Genomic DNA, 411 nt, shown 5'->3' with positions numbered 1-411 from the left:
CTTTGCCAGCCGTTAAGCCTTCGCTATCCACCTTGACCAAGCGCCCTGTCACATCAATAGAATGTTCATGCTCACGCCCATCTTCTTCAGACACCACATGCTTTTTACCGGTAAATTTATGACGAAGCCCAGGGGAGCCGCCAAAGATACCAATCACCTCAGGGGTATGGCTGTGGATTTTCATTTGTAAACTGAGCGCTTTCACACCAAGTCCACTCACATCTATTTGCATATCCGAACCCCCTGGTTGATAGGTTTCGGTGATTTCTTCTAATGTGGGAAGTTTAAGGGTTTCAAGATCAAGGTGAAGATTGACATCATCATCAACAATCAGGGTAAAACCGCGAACAATTCTTAAACTCATGTGTCTCTCCTTGCTGCTTTGCGATAACCCTCAAGCGTATCGCCAAA

The 411-nt window shown here is 45.7% G+C and carries 1 protein-coding gene; it reads right to left on the bottom strand.

What is annotated here, in order from left to right; translation table 11 throughout:
• Positions 1–364 (bottom strand): phage major tail tube protein (locus tag BN338_RS10495; RefSeq protein WP_039762462.1); only part of this gene is annotated, 364 nt, incomplete at its 3' end.
• Positions 365–411 lie beyond the last annotated feature (47 nt).

The sequence above is a fragment of the Bartonella queenslandensis AUST/NH15 genome, assembly GCF_000312585.1.
Classification (GTDB): Bacteria; Pseudomonadota; Alphaproteobacteria; order Rhizobiales; family Rhizobiaceae; genus Bartonella; species Bartonella queenslandensis_A.
Note: the sequence above shows the minus strand (reverse complement) of the source record. Positions and strands in the feature narration are given on the sequence as shown.